The sequence below is a fragment of the Methylogaea oryzae genome (assembly GCF_019669985.1).
Taxonomy (GTDB): domain Bacteria; phylum Pseudomonadota; class Gammaproteobacteria; order Methylococcales; family Methylococcaceae; genus Methylogaea; species Methylogaea oryzae.
In genome coordinates, this window is record NZ_AP019782.1 from 2,057,907 (window position 1) to 2,075,086 (window position 17,180).

Annotated in this window: 19 protein-coding genes; 7 read left to right on the forward strand and 12 right to left on the reverse strand. The window is 62.9% G+C overall.

Annotated elements, in window-relative coordinates; all coding sequences use genetic code 11:
* Nucleotides 1-64: 64 nt before the first annotated feature.
* Complete coding sequence (locus K5607_RS09255) at nucleotides 65-1,549, forward strand: RNA polymerase factor sigma-54 (RefSeq protein WP_221046847.1); 1,485 nt, start codon at nucleotides 65-67, stop codon at nucleotides 1,547-1,549.
* Between the two features lie 2 nt (nucleotides 1,550-1,551).
* Nucleotides 1,552-2,409, forward strand: coding sequence for an RNase adapter RapZ (gene rapZ / locus K5607_RS09260; RefSeq protein WP_054773276.1), 858 nt, complete (start codon nucleotides 1,552-1,554; stop codon nucleotides 2,407-2,409).
* A gap of 24 nt (nucleotides 2,410-2,433) precedes the next feature.
* On the opposite strand, the gene K5607_RS09265 is transcribed toward rapZ, so the two are convergent.
* Entirely contained in the window at nucleotides 2,434-3,690 is a 1,257-nt protein-coding gene (locus tag K5607_RS09265) for a sigma-54 interaction domain-containing protein (protein ID WP_246598810.1), read from the reverse strand.
* Between the two features lie 196 nt (nucleotides 3,691-3,886).
* Here K5607_RS09265 and K5607_RS09270 point away from each other — a divergent pair, with 196 nt between their 5' ends.
* From K5607_RS09270 to K5607_RS09285, 4 genes are all read left to right on the forward strand, one after another.
* Entirely contained in the window at nucleotides 3,887-4,579 is a 693-nt protein-coding gene (locus K5607_RS09270) for an MBL fold metallo-hydrolase (RefSeq protein ID WP_054773662.1), read from the forward strand.
* 10 nt (nucleotides 4,580-4,589) lie between these two features.
* Entirely contained in the window at nucleotides 4,590-5,462 is an 873-nt protein-coding gene (locus K5607_RS09275; protein ID WP_221046849.1) for a sulfite exporter TauE/SafE family protein, read from the forward strand.
* Nucleotides 5,463-5,658: 196 nt separating this feature from the next.
* A complete protein-coding gene (locus K5607_RS09280) occupies nucleotides 5,659-6,873 on the forward strand; it encodes an NAD(P)/FAD-dependent oxidoreductase (protein ID WP_054773661.1) in 1,215 nt (404 codons plus the stop codon).
* 283 nt (nucleotides 6,874-7,156) lie between these two features.
* Nucleotides 7,157-8,680, forward strand: a complete 1,524-nt coding sequence (locus K5607_RS09285; protein ID WP_221046850.1) for an HD domain-containing phosphohydrolase — start codon at nucleotides 7,157-7,159, stop codon at nucleotides 8,678-8,680.
* A 12-nt stretch (nucleotides 8,681-8,692) separates the two neighbouring features.
* Here K5607_RS09285 and K5607_RS09290 read toward each other — a convergent pair whose 3' ends face one another.
* The 7 genes from K5607_RS09290 to K5607_RS18280 are packed head-to-tail and all read right to left on the reverse strand — an operon-like array spanning nucleotide 8,693 to nucleotide 12,958.
* Nucleotides 8,693-9,127 (reverse strand): protein YgfX, encoded by a 435-nt coding sequence (locus K5607_RS09290; protein ID WP_221046851.1) that lies wholly within the window; start codon nucleotides 9,125-9,127, stop codon nucleotides 8,693-8,695.
* Entirely contained in the window at nucleotides 9,087-9,353 is a 267-nt protein-coding gene (locus K5607_RS09295) for an FAD assembly factor SdhE (protein WP_221046852.1), read from the reverse strand. The genes K5607_RS09290 and K5607_RS09295 overlap by 41 nt, the downstream gene beginning before the upstream one ends.
* 2 nt (nucleotides 9,354-9,355) lie before the next feature.
* Nucleotides 9,356-10,132 (reverse strand): succinate dehydrogenase iron-sulfur subunit, encoded by a 777-nt coding sequence (locus K5607_RS09300; RefSeq protein ID WP_054773657.1) that lies wholly within the window; start codon nucleotides 10,130-10,132, stop codon nucleotides 9,356-9,358.
* A gap of 10 nt (nucleotides 10,133-10,142) precedes the next feature.
* Nucleotides 10,143-11,930 carry a succinate dehydrogenase flavoprotein subunit gene (gene sdhA / locus K5607_RS09305; protein ID WP_221046853.1) on the reverse strand — a complete coding sequence of 596 codons (1,788 nt, stop codon included), beginning with the start codon at nucleotides 11,928-11,930 and terminating at the stop codon, nucleotides 10,143-10,145.
* 3 nt (nucleotides 11,931-11,933) lie between these two features.
* A complete protein-coding gene (sdhD, locus tag K5607_RS09310) occupies nucleotides 11,934-12,314 on the reverse strand; it encodes a succinate dehydrogenase, hydrophobic membrane anchor protein (protein WP_054774599.1) in 381 nt (126 codons plus the stop codon).
* 1 nt (nucleotide 12,315) lies between these two features.
* Nucleotides 12,316-12,798 (reverse strand): succinate dehydrogenase, cytochrome b556 subunit, encoded by a 483-nt coding sequence (gene sdhC, locus K5607_RS09315; protein WP_246598811.1) that lies wholly within the window; start codon nucleotides 12,796-12,798, stop codon nucleotides 12,316-12,318.
* The gene (locus K5607_RS18280) at nucleotides 12,788-12,958 is read right to left on the reverse strand and encodes a DUF1674 domain-containing protein (RefSeq protein WP_082411746.1); all 171 of its coding nucleotides are present in this window, start codon (nucleotides 12,956-12,958) and stop codon (nucleotides 12,788-12,790) included. Before K5607_RS18280 ends, sdhC begins: the two co-directional genes overlap by 11 nt.
* 121 nt (nucleotides 12,959-13,079) lie before the next feature.
* Here K5607_RS18280 and ygfZ point away from each other — a divergent pair, with 121 nt between their 5' ends.
* Nucleotides 13,080-13,982, forward strand: a complete 903-nt coding sequence (gene ygfZ / locus K5607_RS09325; protein ID WP_221046854.1) for a CAF17-like 4Fe-4S cluster assembly/insertion protein YgfZ — start codon at nucleotides 13,080-13,082, stop codon at nucleotides 13,980-13,982.
* Between the two features lie 448 nt (nucleotides 13,983-14,430).
* On the opposite strand, the gene queC is transcribed toward ygfZ, so the two are convergent.
* The 4 genes from queC to pal are packed head-to-tail and all read right to left on the reverse strand — an operon-like array spanning nucleotide 14,431 to nucleotide 17,176.
* A complete protein-coding gene (queC, locus tag K5607_RS09330) occupies nucleotides 14,431-15,120 on the reverse strand; it encodes a 7-cyano-7-deazaguanine synthase QueC (RefSeq protein ID WP_221046855.1) in 690 nt (229 codons plus the stop codon).
* A complete protein-coding gene (gene queE / locus K5607_RS09335; RefSeq protein WP_054774640.1) occupies nucleotides 15,104-15,745 on the reverse strand; it encodes a 7-carboxy-7-deazaguanine synthase QueE in 642 nt (213 codons plus the stop codon). Before queE ends, queC begins: the two co-directional genes overlap by 17 nt.
* 46 nt (nucleotides 15,746-15,791) lie before the next feature.
* Complete coding sequence (gene ybgF / locus K5607_RS09340; protein ID WP_221046856.1) at nucleotides 15,792-16,589, reverse strand: tol-pal system protein YbgF; 798 nt, start codon at nucleotides 16,587-16,589, stop codon at nucleotides 15,792-15,794.
* 5 nt (nucleotides 16,590-16,594) lie between these two features.
* Nucleotides 16,595-17,176 carry a peptidoglycan-associated lipoprotein Pal gene (pal, locus tag K5607_RS09345; protein ID WP_246598812.1) on the reverse strand — a complete coding sequence of 194 codons (582 nt, stop codon included), beginning with the start codon at nucleotides 17,174-17,176 and terminating at the stop codon, nucleotides 16,595-16,597.
* Nucleotides 17,177-17,180 lie beyond the last annotated feature (4 nt).

Below are 17,180 nucleotides of genomic sequence, written 5' to 3' on the forward strand. Positions count from 1 at the left end.
CATGGATTACAATGATCAGCATGCATAGCCTCCCCAGCCACCGTCGCAACCAATCACTGCAGCCATGAAGCAAACCTTGCAGCTAAAGCTCGGGCAGTCGCTGGCCATGACGCCCCAATTGCAGCAAGCCATTCGGCTGCTGCAACTGTCGACGCTCGATTTGCAACAGGAAATCCAGGAAGCGCTGGATTCCAACATGATGCTGGAAGTGGACGACGAGATCGAAACAGGCGGCGCTCAGCAAGGCGCCGAAGCGCAAACCGCGGAACCGGTGCGGGAAACGCCCGTCGAAGAAAATTATTACCAGGAGCTGGCCGGGTCCGAGTCGCAGCAAAACGACATCCCCAACGAGCTGGCGGTGGATATTTCCTGGGACGACGTCTACGAAGCGGGCGCCTCCTCCGGCGCGCCGCCCTCCTCCGGGGACGGCGAGGATTACAGCTTCCAGCGCAGCGCGCCGCAAACTTTGCAGGACCACCTCGTGTGGCAAATGGAGTTGACCCCGTTTTCCGACCGGGACCACGCCATCGCCGCCGCGATCATCGACGCCATCAACGACGACGGCTATTTAGACACCACCGTCGAGGACATCCATCAAGGCCTGGCCGACCAATTGGGGGACGAACTGGAGCTGGACGAAGTGCAGGCGGTGCTGCACCGTATCCAGCAGTTCGACCCGCCCGGCGTGGCCGCACAGGACCTGGCCGACTGCCTGCGCATTCAGCTGAAGCAACTGGCGGAAGACACGCCCCACCGGCAACTGGCGCTGGAAATGGTGGACAAGCATCTCGACCACCTGGCCCGCAAGGACTTCAGCCGCATCAAGCGCCTCATGCGCCTGGAAGACGACGTCTTCGCCGACGTGGTAGCGCTGATCCGCTCCCTGGATCCCCGGCCCGGCCGCCACGTCGCCAGCGAAGAGCCGCAATACGTCATTCCCGACGTATTCGTCGTCAAGCGGGACGGCGGCTGGCAGGTGGCGCCCAATCCGGAAACCGCGCCCAGGCTGCGGGTCAACCCCTATTATTCCAGCCTCATCAAGCGCGCCGACGACAGCGCCGGCAACCAAAGCATGCGCGACCACCTGCAGGAAGCGCGCTGGTTCATCAAGAGCCTGCAGAGCCGCAACGAAACCCTGCTGAAAGTCGCCAAGGCCATTGTCGAACGGCAGCAGGAATTCCTGGAACACGGCGAAACCGCCATGAAGCCCTTGGTGCTGCGGGACATCGCCGAAGCGGTGAGCATGCATGAATCGACCATTTCGCGGGTCACCACCCAGAAATACATGCACACGCCCAACGGCATCTTCGAATTCAAATACTTTTTCTCCAGCCACGTCTCCACCGACAGCGGCGGAGAAGCGTCCGCCACCGCCATCAAGGCGCTGATCAAGGAATTGGTCGGCCAGGAATCGCCGAAAAAGCCCCTCAGCGACCATAAGCTGGCGGAAATGCTGGTGGCCAAGGGCATCAATGTCGCCCGCCGCACCGTGGCCAAGTACCGGGAGGCCTTGGGCATACCGCCGTCCAACGAGCGCAAGGGCTTTTGACCGTGAAGCTGATCATCGTCAGCGGCCTATCGGGCTCGGGCAAAAGCATCGCCCTGGCGACGCTGGAAGACTGCGGCTTTTACTGCATCGATAACCTGCCGGTGGCGCTGCTGGAGTCCTTCGCCAGCCAGATCGCCCTGGCCAATCCGGGCGTTTACCAGAAAACCGCCATCGCCATCGACGCCCGCAACCAAAGCAACAACTTGGCGCTCTTCCCGCAAAGCCTGGCCGCGGTGAAGAAACTGGGGCTGGAGTGCGAAATCCTATTTCTACAGGCCGACCACGACACCCTGCTGAAACGCTACAGCGAAACCCGCCGCAAACACCCGCTGACCGATTCGGCCCACTCGCTGGGAGAAGCCATCGAGCTGGAACGCAGCCTGTTGCAGCCGGTGGCCAACGAAGCCGACCTGACCATCGACACCAGCCACACCAATATGCACCAGCTGCGCGGCGTGGTGCGCGCGCGGCTGGGCAACGAAGCGCAAGAAACCCTCTCGCTGTTTTTCCAGTCCTTCGGCTACAAGCACGGCATACCGCTGGACACCGACTTCGTCTTCGACGCCCGCTGCTTGCCCAATCCTCATTGGGAGCTCGGCCTGCGCGAGCTCACCGGACGCGACGCGGCCGTTGCCAAGTTCCTGGAGCACAGCGCCGACGTCCGCGCCTACCTGGCCGACCTGGTGGCGTTTCTCGACCGCTGGATTCCTCGCTTCGAAGCCGAAAACCGCAGTTATCTCACCATCGCCATCGGTTGCACCGGCGGCCAACATCGCTCGGTTTACCTCGCGGAGGCCCTCAACCGGCACTTCCAGGGCTCGCGCTACAACGTGCTGTTGCGGCACAGGGAGCTGGCGTAACGCCGCTCGCCCAGGCCGCCGCGCTCACACCCCCGCCCGCTTGCGTTTGCGCCAAAAGGTCGCGCGGCTGACGCCCAATAAGCGCGCCGCCTCGTCCACCCTGCCGCCCGCCTCCCGCAAAGCCGAGCGTATGCGCTCCGCTTCGTCGCCGGCACCGCGGGCGGCCAGCGGCGACGCGGACGGAACGGCGGCCTCGCGAAACTCCGGCGGCAGCTCGTCCAACCGCAGTTCCGCGCCGCGTCCGACGGCGAAAGCATACTCCACGACGTTTTTCAGCTCCCGCACGTTGCCCGGCCACGGGTGATCCAGCAGCGCGCGCATGGCTTCCGGCGCGATGCACTCCACCCGTCTCACCCCGACCGCGTTGTGCTGGCCGATGAAGTGCCACAGCAGCAACGACACGTCCTGGCGACGCTCCCGCAGCGGCGGCAAAAACAACGGCACCACCCGCAGCCGGTACATGAGGTCTTCGCGGAAACTTCCCCCTCTTACCGCCTCCCGCAGGGAGCGGTGGGTGGCGGCGACGATACGCACATCCACCGTCACCCCGCGGCTACCGCCCACGGGAATGAAACTGCGCTCCTGCAACACGCGCAACAGCTTGGCCTGAAGCTCCAAAGGCAGCTCCGCCACCTCGTCGAGAAACAGCGTGCCGCCGTCGGCGCGCTGGAACAAGCCAGCGTGGTCTTTTATCGCCCCGGTGAAAGCACCGCGCACGTGGCCGAACAGCTCGCTGTCCAACAGGCTGGGCGTCAGCGCCGCGCAGTTGATCGCCAAGAACGGCTGGTCGCGGCGGTTGCTTTCCTCGTGGATGGCCCGCGCCACCAGCTCCTTGCCGGTGCCCGATTCCCCTCGCACCAACACCGTGGCATCGCTCTGCGCCACGTTGCGAATCACCGTGAAAGTGTGGCGCAGGGCCGGGTCGCGGGTGATCAGGCCGTGAAAATTCACCACGCCGTCGGCGTCCGTGGGCTCGCCCACCGCAGCCGGATCCGGCGTGAAACGCACTGCCCGCCCCCGCTCTCCCCAATCGATTTCCCGCCTTCTTCCCCACAAGCGCCGGCCGCCGGGCAACACCAGGCTGCAATGCAAATCGACTTCCCCTTCGCCAAAAGCGCATTCGAATTGCATAACTTCGTGCATGGCCCGCCCGATCAGGGATTCCGCCTCGCAGCCGAGCAGGCTCGCCGCGGCGCGGTTGGCTAACACCACCTTGCCCTCCGCCCCGGCCACCACCGGCTCGTCGAGCAACTCCGCCAGGGCCTGAGCCAAAAGCCGCATCTGGGATGTTTCACTATGAACCATAAGCGTTGCAACAACGTTTCACCAAATGTTTCATCATTGAAACACAACCGTCGAAACGATGCCAACTCGACCAGGACTTTATCGCGTTTTATCAGACGCTTAGCCATGCAAACGGACTTGGCACGAAGCGTGTAAAGTCATAGGCAACGATTCCACCATCCAGGAGAGAGACATGATTTTCCGCCAACTGTTCGAAGCAGACACCAGCACCTACACCTATTTGATCGCTTGCGAACGCACTCGCGAGGCGGCCCTCATCGATCCGGTCCTCAGCGAAATGGATCAATACCTCGCCGTGCTAAAGGAACTGGATTTGAAACTGGCTTATACCCTGGAAACCCACGTCCACGCCGATCACATCACCGCCAGCGGCAAGCTGCGAGAGGTTCTCGGCAGCCGCAGCGTCGTGCACCGGGACGGCGGCGCCCAATGCGCCGACATCTTGGTGGACGACGGCGACACATTGTCCGTGGGCGATCTGCAAATCGAAGTGCGCCACACGCCGGGACACACCAACGGCTGCGTCAGCTACGTCATGGCGGACCGCGTTTTCACCGGCGACGCGCTTTTGATCGGCGGCTGCGGCAGAACCGATTTCCAGCAAGGCGATCCCGGCAAGCTGTACGACAACATCCACGGCAAGCTATTCAGCCTGCCTCCGGAAACCCTGGTTTATCCCGGTCACGACTACCAAGGCAACACGGTATCCACCATCGGCAGGGAAATGGCGGAAAACCCCCGCCTCGGCGGCGGCAAGCAGCGCGACGAGTTCATTCAACTGATGACCAATCTCAACATGGCCTATCCGCGCCATATCGACCGCGCCCTTCCCGCCAACCAGGCTTGCGGCAACGTGAACAGCTGAGGACACCGCCATGACACTCGAAATCGGCATAGCCGCAGTCGTCATCGGCGTGCTGCTGGGTATGCTCGGCGGCGGCGGCTCCATACTCACCGTCCCCATGCTGGTTTACATGGCCCACTTGGAACCCAAAGCCGCCATAGCCACGTCCTTGCTGGCGGTAGGCAGCACCAGCGCCATCGCCATGCTGCCCCACGCCCGCCTGGGCAACGTCTGCTGGCGCGCAGGAGCGGCGTTCGGGACCGCCTCCATGGTCGGCGCCTACGGCGGCGGCCGCCTGGCTGCCTGGCTGCCCGGACATTTGCTGCTGCTGCTGTTCGCCGGCATGATGCTGGCCACCGGCGGCGCGATGCTGTTTCGCCGGCAAAAGGCGGACGAGGAATCGGCCAACACCTGCCCAGGCAACGTATGGGTACTGCTCGCCATCGCCCTGCAAGGCGTCGTGGTCGGGGCATTGACCGGGCTGGTCGGCGCCGGGGGAGGTTTTGTGGTGGTGCCGGCCCTGTGCCTGCTGGGCGGCTTATCCATGCGGGCGGCCATCGGCACCTCGCTGCTGATCATCGCCGCCAACTCCTTCGCCGGGCTGGCGGGTTATTTGAGCCACGTGCAGATCGACTTGCAATTGGCCGGCGCCGTTACCGCCGCGACGATATCCGGCAGCCTCGCCGGAAGCTGGCTGGCCCCCCGCGTCAGCGCGCCGGCCCTGCGGCGCGGTTTCGCCCTGTTCGTCATCGCCGTCGCGGTATACCTGTTGCAGCGGGAACTGAACGCGGGGGAATTCATCCAGCGACTGGCGAGCCCGTGCCAGCTTTGGACAGGGGGAATTGTCCTGGCCGCCGCCGTCGTTTTGCCGCAACTGGGCAACCTCTGGCGCGCAAATCGCTAAACCGGAGTTAACCTAATGCCATTGACAGGCAAATACGCTTCCAATAAGGTTCGCCGATAACCCGACGCTAGGCGCTCAGTCGCAGCGCAACAAAAATAAATCGGCGCCCATTGTTCGGCTGGCATCGCGACAGCCCGTGGGATAACCGGAGCGCCGCTACCGTTTCAAAACACGAGGAAGGCAGGAGGACACACCCATGGCAGACCAGACCCATCACAAAATCATCGTCATCGGCGGCGGCGCCGGCGGCATCAACGTGGCGGCCCGATTGCTGCGCCAAAGCCATATCGACGACCTCGCCATCATCGAACCGTCCGACACCCATTATTATCAGCCGGGCTGGACCCTGGTGGGCGGCGGCATCATGAAACGAGAGGCCACCGCCAAGCCCATGGCCGACTACATCCCGGTCGGCGCCAAATGGATCAAGGACGCGGTGGTCGAAGTCGATCCGGACAACAACTGCCTCAAAACCAGAAGCGGCGACCTGTTCACCTACGACTACCTGGTGGTCGCGGCGGGGCTCGAACTCGATTGGCTCAAGATCGACGGCCTACTGGACGCGGTCGGCAAGGACGGCGTGTGCAGCAACTACAGCTACGACACGGTCAACAGCACCTGGGAAACCATCCGCAATTTCAAAGGCGGCACGGCGTTGTTCACCTTCCCGCCTCCCCCCATCAAATGCGCCGGCGCCCCGCAGAAAATCATGTACCTGGCCGAGGAGCATTTCCGCAAGGCCGGTATTCGCGACAAAACCCAGGTTGTCTACATGTGCGCCGGCCCCAGCATTTTCGGCGTGAAAAAATATGCCGAAGCCCTGCTCGAGCAAGTGGTAAAGCCGCGCGAAATCGAAACGCGCTATAAACACAACCTGGTGCGCATCCACGCCGCGAAGAAGGAAGCCGTTTTCCTCGACATGGACGCCAACCGGGAAGTGGTGGTGAAGTACGACATGATCCACGTCACGCCGCCCATGACCGCGCCGTTTTTCATCCGCACGAGCAAGCTGGCCAACAAGGCCGGATGGGTGGACGTGAACAAAGACACTTTGCAGCACGTGCGCTATCCCAACGTATTCAGCCTGGGCGACGCCAGCAGCCTGCCGACCTCGAAAACGGCGGCCGCCATCCGTGCCGAAGGACCGGTATTGGTGGAAAACCTGCTGGCCGTCATGAAGGGCCAGCAAGCCAAGGCGACTTACGACGGCTACACCTCCTGCCCGCTGGTCACCGGTCGCGGCAAGCTCATCCTAGCGGAGTTCGACTACGACCTGAATCCCAAGGAAACCTTCCCCTTCGACCAGGGCAAGGAGCGTTTGAGCATGTATTGGCTGAAGCGTTACATCCTGCCGATCATCTATTGGAAAGGCTTGCTCAAAGGCCGCAAATGGCCGTTGGCGGGGGACTGAGTCCCTAGCGGCGTAAAAAAACGGCCGTCGAACGGCCGTTTTTTTTTTTGCCTCACTGTTTACGCAAATCGCGGAAGCGGCGGACCGAACGGCGCCCGCCACATCCTGCAACACAGTGTTTTCCCTATGCTTCGTTGCCAGAAGCGGCAAATCTTGCGTTAATACCTCTTTGCGGCACCCGATCGCCGCCGGTAATCCCAGTCCCGTCCTGCGGACCTATATCGCCCACGACAGCATCAATCGCCGCACGGCCACAATCGAATCACCATTGGACGTTTCCAGCGTGGATCTAACCCACCAAAATTTTTTCCTGCAACACCTGCAGGCGCTAGCGCAGAACGAGACCCTCCATACCGCCGAGGAAATCCGCGCGGCAGCGGAAGGCTTGAAACTGTTGGACCGGAACGTGAGGCTCGAATCGGAGGATTTGCAAAAACTGGCGCAAATCCCGCTCGAACGACCGATTTATGAAAACATCCGCTTCATGGAGCCGCTTACCCTGCCGGCGATACGACTGCACATGCAAAAAGCCATGGCGCAGTCGCCCGGACTACAGCTGTTTCAGCGGGCCACGCGGGCGCCGCAAGTCGCGCTGGACTGCCTCAACCAGGTCACGCTACCGCCGCCGCTGCTGAACATCCTCACGGTCATGTCGCGGCAGCTTCCGGAGCTGTATGCGCACACCCTGGAGGTGGCCTTAATCAGCACCTTCCTCGGCATCTTGCATCGAATGGACCGATCCGAGCTGGTGCACGTGATGTCAGCGGGGCTGTTTCACGACATCGGCTCGATGTTTTTGCCGCCCAGCCTGCTGGACAGGGAAACGACGCTGTCGTGGTCCGACTGGCGCCTCATTTACACGCATCCCAGCATCGGCCACGACATTCTTAAGGGCGTCAAAGGCGTGCCCCCCCAGGTGATGGCAGCCGTCCATCAGCATCACGAACGAGTCGACGGCAGCGGCTATCCCCAAGGCCTGGTCGACCAGGATATCGGCCAGCTGGGACGCATAAGCGCCGCCGCGGAGGTCGTGGCCGGCGTGACGCAGCACAAATCCAAGCATTATTTGACGACGGTGCTGAACGCCAATATCGGACGACTGGACCGAACGGTGCTGGAAACCCTGACAGAGGTGCTCGCCAACGTCAGCAGCGACGACTTCTCTCAGGTCTCGGACAACGCCGCCACATTCCGGCTGGTCGACACCGTCAGCGATGCGCTGGCCCGTTGGCAAAGCCTCGACCTGCAGGTCCGCTCCCACCGCGATCTGGAAAAAGTCTCCGGCGGCATTGCGGCCGCCCAACGCATCGTCAACGCGTCGGGATTGTCCACCGATAGCCTGGCGCTCAGCGACGCGGACTCCATGGCGTTCGTGAAACTTTCCCAGCACACGGCGGACGCCTTTCAGGAAGCCAAGTACCAGCTTGGGCAGGTATTGCACGATGTGCATAGAAACAAAGCGTCCTACATGGCCATCGATCCCCCCGAGGCGTCCAAAGCCTTCGGCCGTTGGGTTGCCGAAACCGACAGGCGTCTCAAGGAAATCGCCGACCCGGTCGAAACGTTGAGCGAGGCCAAAGCGCCCCCTTCCAGTCCTGAACACGAACCGCAGTGGTATTACCTCAAGGCCGGCAAGAAGTGCGGACCGGTCAGCCCCGTGACCATCCACGAATACCTGGAACAGGGAGAGCTGCAACCGGACGATCTGGCATGGCGCGCCGGGCTCGACAACTGGTGCATACTCAGGGAAGTGGAAGACCTGATTACCTGGGACATCAAGCATGCCGAGCAAGGCAGGGCCGGCTAAATCGCGGCGGACTTAAGTTCCGTCGGCTGCCTCGCCGGGCGGCGCAATACGCAGACGCACGGTCAACCGGCGGAACCCGTCCGGCGGCAAGCTGTCCGGCAACAGCGGCACGGCGCGGAATCGGCCGGCACCGTCGCGGAAATGCAGTAGAATCAGCCAAGACGTTGCCACCGTGCTTGGCAGCAAGGTCAAGCCGGTCTCTTCCTGATCCGCGCGCCACAACGTCCACCCGCCGTTTTCGCCGACGCGCAACCGCGTCACGGACGCCGTAGGCGTCAAGGCCGCGCCGACCAGCACCGCCGCCGCAACAAAGGCGCGCAGCCACCAAGGCAGCGGGCTGGCGACGACGGCGAAAACCGACAAACCGTAAAGCAGGCCCATGACGCCGGCAAGACGGCGCGACGGTTTAACCGCCAGCGTGATAGGCGCTACGGATTTGGCCGGCAAGGCACGTCAAGTCCCTGTCCATGGGCGGCTCGGCTTCGCCGTGCGGCGCGCCCTGCCCCAACAAACAGCGTTGCAAGCGATGTTCCGGCAGCTCCAGCAAACGCTGGAACGCGGCTTGTTCCGCGATGTCGGCCTGCGGGTAGCGGCGCTCCAAATAGGCCAGCAGCATCAATTCGAGTTCCCGGCTGCCCCGTTGGCAGCGCCAGCGCAGACGGCCGGCCTCCATGGCTACTGCCGCTCCACCAGCAACTTTTTGATTTCCGCGATGGCCTTGGCCGGATTGAGGCCTTTGGGACAAGTTTGAGTGCAGTTCATGATGGTGTGGCAACGGTACAGCTTGAACGGGTCTTCCAGCTCGTCCAAGCGCTCGGCGACGGACTCGTCGCGGCTGTCCACGATCCAGCGGTAAGCTTGCAGCAACACCGCCGGCCCCAGATAACGGTCGCTGTTCCACCAATAGCTGGGGCAGGAGGTGGAACAACAGGCGCAGAGGATGCACTCGTACAGCCCGTCCAACAGTTCCCGCTCCTCCTTGCTTTGCAGGCGTTCCCGATCGGCCGGGGGCGGCGTCTGGGTGGCGATCCAGGGCTTGATGGAGGCGTACTGGGCGTAGAAATGGGTCATATCCGCGATCAAATCCTTAATCACCGGCATATGGGGCAACGGATACACGCGGATCGGGCCGTCGAAATCGGCGATGGCGCTGGTGCAGGCCAGCACGTTTTGGCCGTTGACGTTCATGGCGCAGGAGCCGCACACCCCCTCACGGCAGGAACGGCGCAGCGCCAACGTGCTGTCCATTTCGTTCTTGATCTTGAGCAAGGCGTCCAGCAGCATGGGACCGCATTGCGACTCGTCCAGCTCGTAGATGTCCACCCGCGGATTTTCGCCGGCTTCCGGATCGTAGCGGTAGACGTGCACTTCCCGGATTTTTCCACCGCCGGCGGACGAAAAACGCCGGCCGGGCTTAACTTGGGAATCCTTGGGCAGGCGAAACTGGGGCATGGCGGCTCCTTCAATAAACCCGGGGTTTAGGCGGAATGGGCTGCACGTCGCCGGTCAGCGTATGCAAATGCACCGGCCGGTATTCGATACGCACCCGGTTCCGCTCGTCCAGCCAGATCAGCGTATGCTTCAGCCAGTTTTCGTCGTCGCGCTCGGGATAGTCCTCTCGAGCGTGGGCGCCGCGGCTTTCCGTGCGGTTGTGGGCGGCATTCATGGTTACCACCGCTTGGGCCAGCAGGTTTTCCAGCTCCAGGGTTTCCACCAGGTCCGTATTCCAAATCAAGGAACGATCCGATACCTTCACCTCGGCCATGGATTCCGCCACTTCGCCCAGCCGCGTGACGCCGTCAGCCAAGCGCTGCCCGGTGCGGAACACGCCGGCGTGCGCCTGCATGGCGCGTTGCATGTCCAAGCGGATTTCCGCCGTCTTGCGCGTACCGTCGGCGTGGCGCAGGCGATCGAAGCGGGCCAGGGCGTGGTCGCAGGCGTCGCCGGCCAAAGGATGGTGCAACTGGCGCGGCTTGACCACTTCGGCGCAGCGCAGCGCGGCGGCGCGGCCGAACACCACCAGGTCCAGCAGCGAATTGGAGCCCAGCCGATTGGCGCCGTGCACCGACACGCAAGCCGCTTCGCCGATGGCCATGAGACCGGGCACGACCCTCCCCTTTTGGCTGCCTTCGTCCAAGGTCATCACTTCGGCTTTGTAATTGGTGGGAATGCCGCCCATGTTGTAGTGGACGGTGGGGATGACGCGGATCGGCTCCTTGGTCACGTCCACCCCGCCGAAAATGCGCGCGGTTTCCGCGATGCCCGGCAATCGCTCGTGGATAACGGCCGGGTCCAAGTGTTCCAGATGCAGCCAGGCGGAATCCTTCTCCGCCCCGACGCCCCGGCCGGCGTGCACCTCCATGGTGATGGCGCGGCTCACCACGTCGCGGGACGCCAAATCCTTGGCGTGAGGCGCATAGCGCTCCATAAAGCGCTCGCCTTCCGAATTGGTGAGATAACCGCCCTCGCCTCTCACGCCTTCGGTAATCAGGCAGCCGGCGCCCCAAATGCCGGTAGGGTGGAATTGGACGAACTCCATGTCCTGCAATGGCAAGCCGGCGCGCAGCGCCATGGCGCTGCCGTCCCCCGTGCAGCTGTGGGCTGAGGTGGAGGAAAAATAACTGCGTCCGTAACCGCCTGTGGCCAGCACCGTCATATGGGCGCGGAACAAATGCATGGTGCCGTCTTCCAGGCGCCAGGCCAATACGCCGCGGCATTCGCCCCCTTCCATGATGAGGTCCAGAGCCACGTATTCGATGAAAAACTCCGCCTCGTGCTTCAGCGACTGCTGGTAGAGGGTATGGAGAATGGCGTGGCCGGTATGGTCGGCGGCGGCGCAGGTGCGCAGCGCCTGGCCTTCGCCGTAATGGGTGGTCATGCCGCCGAACGGGCGCTGGTAGATTTTGCCGTTCTCGGCGCGGGAAAAAGGCACGCCGTAGTGCTCCAGCTCGATCACCGCCTGCATGGCCTCGCGGCACATGTACTCGATGGCGTCCTGGTCGCCCAGCCAGTCGGAGCCTTTCACCGTGTCGTACATATGCCAGCGCCAGTCGTCCTCGCCCATATTGCCCAGCGCCGCGCTAATGCCGCCTTGCGCCGCTACCGTGTGGCTGCGGGTGGGAAAAACCTTGGTCAAGCAGGCGGTCTTCAGGCCTTTCTCGGCCATGCCCAAGGTGGCGCGCAGGCCGGCTCCGCCGGCCCCCACCACCACCGCGTCGTAGGTGTGTCGAATGATTTCGTAGGCCGGCATGGCTTATCCCGTAAAGGCTATGCGCAAGGTGGCGAATACCGACGCCAAGGCCAAAAAGGCCAGGATCAGCTTGATGGAAAGGATGGAAAGGATCTTGATCCAGTCGGTGTGCACATAGTCCTCGATGATCACCTGCACGCCCAGAATGGCGTGGTAGAACGCGGCGATGATGAAGGAAATGAGCAGTATGGTGTTCCAGGGCGCCGCCACCCAGCGGGTGAATTCGCCGTAATCGGCATGGGGCCAGCGCGCCACCGCCATGGCGAACCAAAACACCAGTGGAATCAACGCCAAGGCCGTCACCCGCTGCGCCCACCAGTGGCGCGAGCCGCCTTTGGCGGAACCCAGTCCTCTGGCCTTGCCCAAGGCCGATCCGTATTTCATGTCAGCTCCAGAGGAAACAGGTGGCGAGGAATACCATCAAGCTGAACAGCAAGGAAATCGCCAGCTCCAGATAGGCGGCGATGTTCTGGTGTTCCCGGCTGAAACCGTTGCCCGTGTCCCAAACCAGATGCCGTACGCCGTGGCATAAATGGAAAAACAACGCATAAAGCCAAGCCCAAATAAAAGCTTGGCCCAAAACGCCGTTGAGAAAGGCGTGAATCCTGGCGTAAGGCGCACTCCCGGCCGCCCCCGCCATGAGGCACACCACCAACACCAGCATGCCCGCCACCAAGAACACGCCGCTGACGCGGTGGCTGATGGATAAAATCGCCGTCAAAGGCAGTCGGTAGCTGCCGAGATGGGGCGACAGCGGCCGCTTCGCCGCCATCACCGCGCCCCGTTCCGCGATGGGACGGCTGCGATCGTCCATCCCCACGTCGACAAACGGCTGAGAGCGATTCGCGTTGGAGTCGTTAGAAGTCAATGCAGCGTCCGTTTCTTTCCCAGTCGCCGTAGCGGGTGGGATTGTGCGTTAAAGGATTCGGCGCCGTCGGCTGGGTCGGAGGAAGCGCGCCGCTACCGGTCGGGCCGGCTTGCCCCGCGTGGTCCTGCGGTGGCGGTGAAGGAGTAACGACTTTGCTCATGAAACTGTCCCTTGGTTAGCGTAGCCGCCGCAAAACACCAGGCCATCGGCGAAGGATACGCTGTCGAAAACCGCTTTCCGTTACCATTGTACGGACTACGATCCAACGAACAAGCCGACGCATGAACGAAACAGCCTCCCTCACCTACTTTTCGCTCAACAACTTGGCCGCCATCGCCGTGCAGGGCGAAGACGCCGCCACTTTTCTCCAAGGCCAAACCACCTGCGACGTGCGCCAGGTGACGCCGCAACAGTCGCGGCCGGGCGCGCTCTGCAACCTCAAAGGCAGGGTAATCGCCACCATCCGCCTGGTGCACAGCGGGGACGGCTTTTTGCTGCTGCTGCAACGGGATATGCAGGAAACCCTTCTGAAGCGGCTGCGCATGTATGTGCTGCGTGCCAAAGTGGTGGTGGCCGATGCGGGCAGCGATTGGCGTATCGCCGGATTGATCGGCGACACCCTGCCTGGAACGTTGAGCAACGCCGGCTTACCGCTGGCCGACGAAACCGATGCCGCGGCTGGCAACGGCGGCGCCATCGCCGTGCGCTTGCCGGGCGAACGACCGCGCTGCCTGCTCCTGTCGCGCCAGGACTCGCCGCAACCCTGGCTGGACAACTTAACCGTCGGCGACGAGGGCGTTTGGCGCCAGGCCGACATCGCCTGCGGCATCCCCCACATCGGCGCCCGCTTGAGCGAGGAATTCATCCCGCAAATGCTCAACCTGGATTTGATCGGCGCCGTCAGCTTCCAAAAAGGCTGCTATACCGGCCAGGAAATCGTCGCCAGAACCCATTACCTGGGCCAAGCCAAACGCCGCGCCTACCGCTATGCCGCTCCCAGCCAAGCCGCAACCGGAGACAGCCTGTTTGCCGACGGCCAAGCGGATGCGGTAGGCACCGTAATCGATGCGGCCGGCGGCGAGCTGCTGGCGGTGGTGTCCTGCGAACACAGCGCCATGCTGTTACGGCTGGGCGCCCCTGATGGCCCGACACTACAAGCGCTGCCCCCGCCCTACGGCATGTAAACCCGGTCGCTCTGCCGATAGGAACGTCCACCGCGCTCTCACCGTAGCCCGGATGCGGCGCCGTGGACTCCGGGGCTACCGTAGTTGAACCGGTTGCGGCGGCTCTGGCTCGCCGTCCCTGTAGCCCCGTTCGCCAAAGCCAAGTAGGGTGGGCGAGAGCTAGCTTGCCCACCATTCGTCAGGCGGTCACCATGTGCTGCGGTGGGCAGCCTGCCGGCCGCCCACCCTACCTCTAGCCACGCTCCAACGTAACTGTTCACGAGTTTTTGTTGCTTGTAGCCAAGTAGGGTACGCAATGCGTACCAGATATGTCTTTAGCTTTTCGCCCGTTGGTCCGTAGGCCGTGTTGCAGCACAGCGGAAACCCGGCCGCCGCGTCAACCGCCGGGATTACGCTGCGCGCCATCCCAGCCCTAATATCGGCCGGGAATTGATGTTGTTACGCCCTCTTAGCCCACATAGCGGGTGGCATCGACCACGCCGGCTTGCTCGAAACCGGCGCGGCGCAGGCGGCAGGAGTCGCAACGGCCGCAGGCCTTGCCCTCGCTGTCCGCCGCGTAACAAGACACGGTGAGGGAGTAATCCACGCCCAAGGCCACGCCCTGGCGGATGATTTCCGCCTTGCTCAGATGGATCAGAGGCGTATGAATCTGGAAACGCGCGCCTTCCACGCCGGCTTTGGTGGCCAGTTGCGCCAGGTTTTGGAAAGCCGCGATGTATTCCGGCCGGCAATCGGGATAGCCCGAATAGTCCACGGCGTTGACGCCGATGAAGATGTCGAAAGCCCCCAGCACTTCCGCCCAGCCCAGGGCGAACGACAGGAAGACGGTGTTGCGGGCCGGCACGTAGGTAACGGGAATGCCTTCCTGCTGCTGTTCCGGCACGGCGATGCTGCTGTCCGTCAACGCCGAGCCGCCGATAGCGTCGAACCCCACGTGCACGGTTTTGTGGGCACGGCAGCCCTGGCTCGCGGCGACGCGCTGGGCGGCTTGCAACTCCGCCCCGTGACGCTGGCCGTAATCGAAACTCAGGGCGTAACAGTCGTAGCCCTGGGATTTGGCAATGGCCAGCACCGTGGCCGAATCCAATCCCCCGGACAGCAGTACGACGGCTTTTCGGCGGTTATTTTCCTGGCTCATTGCCCCACAGCAGTTTGTGTAATTGCAGTTGCAGGCGCACCGGCAAGCGGTCGCGCAGAATCTTGTCGGCCAACTCGGTGGGATTCTGCACCCCGTTGCTGGGGGAAAACAGCACTTCGCAGCGTTGCGCCAAGCGGTGCTGCGCCATGATTTCCTTGGCCCATTGATAATCCGCCTCGTCGGCGATGACGAACTTCACCTGGTCGCGAGGCTGCAAGTGCGCCACATTGGCGTAAAGGTTGCGATGCATTTCCCCGGAGCTGGGGCCTTTCAGATCCAGTACCTTGACGACGCGCGGGTCCACGCCGGCCACGTCCAGGGCACCGCTGGTTTCCAGGGACACTTCGTAGCCTTCGTCGGCCAGGCGTTGCAGCAGCAACAAACAGTCGGGCTGCGCCAACGGTTCGCCGCCGGTCACCGTCACGTAATGGGCGCCGTAGCCGCGCACCCGCGCCAGGATTTCGTCCAGCTCCATGCGTTCGCCGCCGCTGAAGGCGTAGGTCGTGTCGCAATAGCTGCAACGCAATGGACAGCCGGTCAGGCGGATAAACACGGTGGGGCAGCCCACCGTGCGGGTTTCCCCTTGCAGGGAATAAAAGATTTCGGTGATGCGTAAAGCGGGCATGGCTGAGGATGAAGGACTGAGGACCAAACCCAGTCCTCGCCATCCTTCAGTGGCCTTCCTTTTTCATTTGCTGCAAACGTTCCTGGGCTTTCTGCGCCGCGCTGGTGCCGGGGAAACGCTTGCCGACATCGTTGAAGATCTGGCTGGCGGCGGGCCACTTCTTGCCGTCGTACTCGATATTGCCCAAACGCAATAAGGCATCCGCCGCCTTGGGGCTTTTCGGATACGCGTCCAGCAGCTTGCGGAAGGCTTCCCGCGCGCCGTTGAAGTCCTGGGTTACGTAGTAACACTCGCCCAGCCAGTACTGGGCATTGGGCGCGCTTTCGTCGGTGGGATAACTGGACAGAAAGCTCTTGAACAAGCCGATGCCTTCCTTGTAACGGCCTTCCTTCACACTATCGAAAGCTTTCTGGTAGGCCTGCTGCGCCGCTTCCGCGGCGGCGGAATCCACCGCCGGCTGGCCGGCGTTTGATGCCGAGCCATCGTCGCCGCCGCCGGCTGCTTTGCGCGATGCCGAACCGCCCGCGGCGAGCGCCTGGAGGCGCTGATCCAGATCCTGATACTGCGCACGCTGCTGCTGCTTCAGTTCCTCGATCTCATGGGTCAACTGCTCCAGGTCGCCGCGCAGCGACTGAATGTCCGAACGCAACTCGTCGGACTGGCCCACCATCTGCGCCAAGGCCGGACCGGACAAGCGCTGCTCCAGGCGGCCGACCCGATCGATCAGGTTGGCCACCGTGGCATAAGTCTCGTCCGCCGCCCGCGCGGGAACCCCGCCGAGAATCAACGACGCGGCTACCGCGCAGGAAGCGGCGCCAAAGCCGACTTTAACTCGTTCCGACATAGACATCAGTGGCCGGGATAAGCGAACTCAACGCGGCGATTCTGGTGCCAGCATTCTTCGTCATGGCCGGTGCAGGAGGGCTTCTCTTCGCCGTAGCTGACCACCTGAACCTGGCTCTCGGCCACGCCTTGCAGCTTCAGCATATTGGCGACCGTCTTGGCGCGCTGCTCGCCCAGGGCGATGTTGTATTCCCGCGAGCCACGCTCGTCGGCGTGGCCGTCCAGCGTCACGCGCTGCCCCGGATTGCCCGCCAGGAACTCGGCGTGAGCGCTGACCACCGACACGTATTCCGGCATGACGTCGGAGCTGTTGTACTGGAAGTAGATGACTTTTTTGAACAACGGACTGCTGGGATTGTCCAGATCCGCCGCCGTGTAATGGCCGCCGCCGGCGCCAAAACCGCCGCCAGCACCGCCGCCGGTGCCGTAACCGGTGCCGCCGACACCGGCGCCGTAACCGGAAGTGCCCGCGCCGCCCAGACCGCCGGCACCTGCCGCACCCTCTTCCGGCTTGTCGCCGGTGGAGCTGCAACCCACCAGGGCCGCCGCCATCAATAACGCCGCGACGGAAATCTTTTTCGTTGCCATGGGA

Bases quoted from the DNA above. Each gene is read 5' to 3' on its own strand.
- sdhD (WP_054774599.1), bottom strand. From the start codon at position 12,314: ATGAAATACGGATCGGCCTTGGGCAAGGCCAGAGGACTGGGTTCCGCC.
- K5607_RS09295 (WP_221046852.1), bottom strand. From the start codon at position 9,353: ATGGAGGCCGGCCGTCTGCGCTGGCGCTGCCAACGGGGCAGCCGGGAA.
- K5607_RS09270 (WP_054773662.1), top strand. From the start codon at position 3,887: ATGATTTTCCGCCAACTGTTCGAAGCAGACACCAGCACCTACACCTAT.
- ygfZ (WP_221046854.1), top strand. From the start codon at position 13,080: ATGAACGAAACAGCCTCCCTCACCTACTTTTCGCTCAACAACTTGGCC.
- queE (WP_054774640.1), bottom strand. From the start codon at position 15,745: ATGCCCGCTTTACGCATCACCGAAATCTTTTATTCCCTGCAAGGGGAA.
- K5607_RS18280 (WP_082411746.1), bottom strand. From the start codon at position 12,958: ATGAGCAAAGTCGTTACTCCTTCACCGCCACCGCAGGACCACGCGGGG.
- K5607_RS09300 (WP_054773657.1), bottom strand. From the start codon at position 10,132: ATGCCCCAGTTTCGCCTGCCCAAGGATTCCCAAGTTAAGCCCGGCCGG.
- queC (WP_221046855.1), bottom strand. From the start codon at position 15,120: ATGAGCCAGGAAAATAACCGCCGAAAAGCCGTCGTACTGCTGTCCGGG.
- K5607_RS09255 (WP_221046847.1), top strand. From the start codon at position 65: ATGAAGCAAACCTTGCAGCTAAAGCTCGGGCAGTCGCTGGCCATGACG.
- K5607_RS09265 (WP_246598810.1), bottom strand. From the start codon at position 3,690: ATGCGGCTTTTGGCTCAGGCCCTGGCGGAGTTGCTCGACGAGCCGGTG.
- K5607_RS09275 (WP_221046849.1), top strand. From the start codon at position 4,590: ATGACACTCGAAATCGGCATAGCCGCAGTCGTCATCGGCGTGCTGCTG.
- K5607_RS09280 (WP_054773661.1), top strand. From the start codon at position 5,659: ATGGCAGACCAGACCCATCACAAAATCATCGTCATCGGCGGCGGCGCC.
- ybgF (WP_221046856.1), bottom strand. From the start codon at position 16,589: ATGTCGGAACGAGTTAAAGTCGGCTTTGGCGCCGCTTCCTGCGCGGTA.
- pal (WP_246598812.1), bottom strand. From the start codon at position 17,176: ATGGCAACGAAAAAGATTTCCGTCGCGGCGTTATTGATGGCGGCGGCC.
- sdhA (WP_221046853.1), bottom strand. From the start codon at position 11,930: ATGCCGGCCTACGAAATCATTCGACACACCTACGACGCGGTGGTGGTG.